The organism is Binatus sp. (SeqCode) (assembly GCF_036522015.1).
In the GTDB taxonomy this organism is placed as follows: Bacteria; Desulfobacterota; Binatia; order Binatales; family Binataceae; genus Binatus.
This window is the reverse complement of sequence record NZ_DATDGQ010000206.1, coordinates 1-2,202: the sequence shown is the minus strand read 5'-3', so window position 1 is coordinate 2,202 and position 2,202 is coordinate 1. Positions and strand designations below refer to the sequence as shown.

General features: G+C 60.4%; 3 protein-coding genes and 1 pseudogene. 1 reads left to right on the top strand and 3 read right to left on the bottom strand.

Features of this window, described 5'->3' with window-relative positions; genetic code table 11:
- Positions 1-953 (bottom strand): AmmeMemoRadiSam system protein B (gene amrB / locus VIW95_RS08975; protein WP_331585547.1); only part of this gene is annotated, 953 nt, incomplete at its 3' end.
- A gap of 82 nt (positions 954-1,035) precedes the next feature.
- On the opposite strand from amrB, the gene VIW95_RS08970 reads away from it, so the two are divergent.
- Entirely contained in the window at positions 1,036-1,470 is a 435-nt protein-coding gene (locus VIW95_RS08970) for a Rieske (2Fe-2S) protein (protein ID WP_331585545.1), read from the top strand.
- A gap of 17 nt (positions 1,471-1,487) precedes the next feature.
- On the opposite strand, the gene VIW95_RS08965 is transcribed toward VIW95_RS08970, so the two are convergent.
- Together VIW95_RS08965 and VIW95_RS08960 are read right to left on the bottom strand one after the other, a co-directional pair.
- On the bottom strand, positions 1,488-1,739 hold the full coding sequence (locus tag VIW95_RS08965) for a hypothetical protein (protein WP_304819693.1): 252 nt from the start codon (positions 1,737-1,739) through the stop codon (positions 1,488-1,490).
- 74 nt (positions 1,740-1,813) lie between these two features.
- Positions 1,814-2,202, bottom strand: a pseudogene (locus VIW95_RS08960) (hypothetical protein); the annotation flags it as partial.

Below are 2,202 nucleotides of genomic sequence, written 5' to 3'. Positions count from 1 at the left end.
AGTAGTTTTCGGCGTTCCAGTGTGGAGCAATCTGTTGCGTCATTTCTCTGGAAGAGTGGCAGGGTGCGCTTTTTTCTGCGCAGTGCCCACAAGCCAACGCGGGCATCACGCGCGGGACTGACTCCATTCGCCACCATTTCGTGGAACGAGCTGACCAGGATCGGCACGATCTGGTAGCCGCGCACTCCGAGCGCGTAGGCGAGGAACAATGCCTGGAATTCGATCGAGTGCTCGCCGCGATGCAGTAGCTCGTCGGCGAACAGATCGCCCTGGTAGCGCGCCGCCAGCCGATCGATAAATGCAGCGTCGGTCTCGACCGGGCCGAAGGGCGTCGCGTAGTTCTTGCGAGTCGCACTGAACAGTTCGGGGCCGGCGCCGTAGTGCGAGGTTCCAAGAATCACGACCAGCTCGGGCAGCTCGTGCGACATCAATTCGTGGTACGCGTGCGCATAGGCGGCAGCGCCGCGGCGCGGATCTATATGAGGCGCGATCAGGCCCGCGAGCGACGATGATTTCTTCACCGCGGCGACCCGCCCGGGTCCTTCGGGAGGATCGAAGAACGCCGCCAGCTCAAGCCGCAACTTCGCCGGATCTTTCTCGTAGCAGAGCCCCGCCAGCGCCGCCGGACGGTCGGGACTAGCGAGGAAATCCTCGCGCACGCGCCGCTCACGTTCATGAAATGCGGGCGAATCGAGAAAGTACGCACGATCCAGCGCCGCGATCAGTTCGTCCAGCTTCTCGAGCGGGATCATCTCGCCGAAGCGCTTCGCAAACGCCGACTGAATGTCCTTCCGCGACGTTCGCCCGTCGAACTGAGTTACGATGAACCACGCGCCCATCCCGAGCATGATCGACTCGGGCGCCAGTCCGCTCGGGTCGCGCAAACAGATCAGTGTCTGATCCTGCTGATCGATGGGGAGCGCCTCGACGGCGCGAATCTTCGGATTTTCCATCGCGTTTACAGATGCTATGGGCTTTGACAAAATCCGGCAAGCTAACGAAAATTCCGCGCACCAAAATCTCTGCCAACACAGAATGTCCGACGACCAACATCGACGCCGCGCCGCCCTGACCCGATCGCATCCGCGCCGCAAAGCTGCGCCGACGAAGGCCCGCTACAAAGTCGCGCGTACCGACGCTCTCGCCCCGGGAGAGTCACTAAAGTTCTTAATGCCGATTCGCGGCGCCGACGAGGAGTGTTTTCTGATCAACTTCGGCGGTGAGTTTCACGCTTACGTCAATCGATGCCGCCATGTGCCGATGGCGATGGACTGGGTCGATAACCAATTCTTCGCCGAAGACGGCCGCTACCTGATGTGCCAGACGCACAACGCGTACTACGAACCAGCGAGCGGTGAATGCATCGCCGGACCGCCGACCGCGTGTGGGAAATATCTTTATCGAGTGCTGACCGAAATTGAGAACGGAGTCATCTACGCGCGGCCGCCGCACGAAGAATTCGAAGACTGAGAGAGCAGACGATTATTTTATTCGTACTCGTCGCCGAAGTGCGCGCGCACAATTCGCGCTTTCAGGTACTCGAGCGTGCCGAGGTCCTCGACGATGTCGCCGCCGGTGTCGTAGAAGAACAGCTCGCCGTTCTTCGTGCGCCCGACCGCGATAATCCATTCGAGGTCGTCCCGGTCCTCAAGCAAATAGTTGATTGTCTGCGCGACCCCACGGCCCGGGATAATCGTAATCTTCGGCCTTGGGAGTTTTTCCTTTTCCTGCTTGGGCATCTCTTTGATCAACCCTCTGACGGCGGGAGGATGCGCGAATCGACCACTCAATTACTCTAAGAATGCACAGCGATCTAAGTCAATAGCGCGTGCACCGCAATCTCAACATGATGCGTGTTGGGAAAGAAATCGAACCCGCGCACGCGCTCGATTTTATATCCCGCGCCCGCCAGCACGCGCAGATCGCGGGCGAGCGTCGTCACGTCGCACGATACGTAAATGACGCTCGGTGCGCGCAGCTTGACGATCGGTTCCATCATATCGAGCGCACCAGTGCGCGGCGGATCGAGAATTATGAGGTCGGGGTGATAGCGTGCGCGATGCAAAAAATCCGCGGTTGCCGACGCCTTCATCGCGATAAACTGCGCGTCGCGACAATTCAAGCGCGCCGCATTGCGTGACGCCGCTGCGATCGCGCCCGCGTCCGCATCGACGCCCGTCACTCGCGCGCCGCGCCGCGAGG

Coding starts and splice junctions, on each gene's coding strand:
- VIW95_RS08965 (WP_304819693.1), bottom strand. CDS start 1,739: ATGCCCAAGCAGGAAAAGGAAAAACTCCCAAGGCCGAAGATTACGATT.
- VIW95_RS08970 (WP_331585545.1), top strand. CDS start 1,036: ATGTCCGACGACCAACATCGACGCCGCGCCGCCCTGACCCGATCGCAT.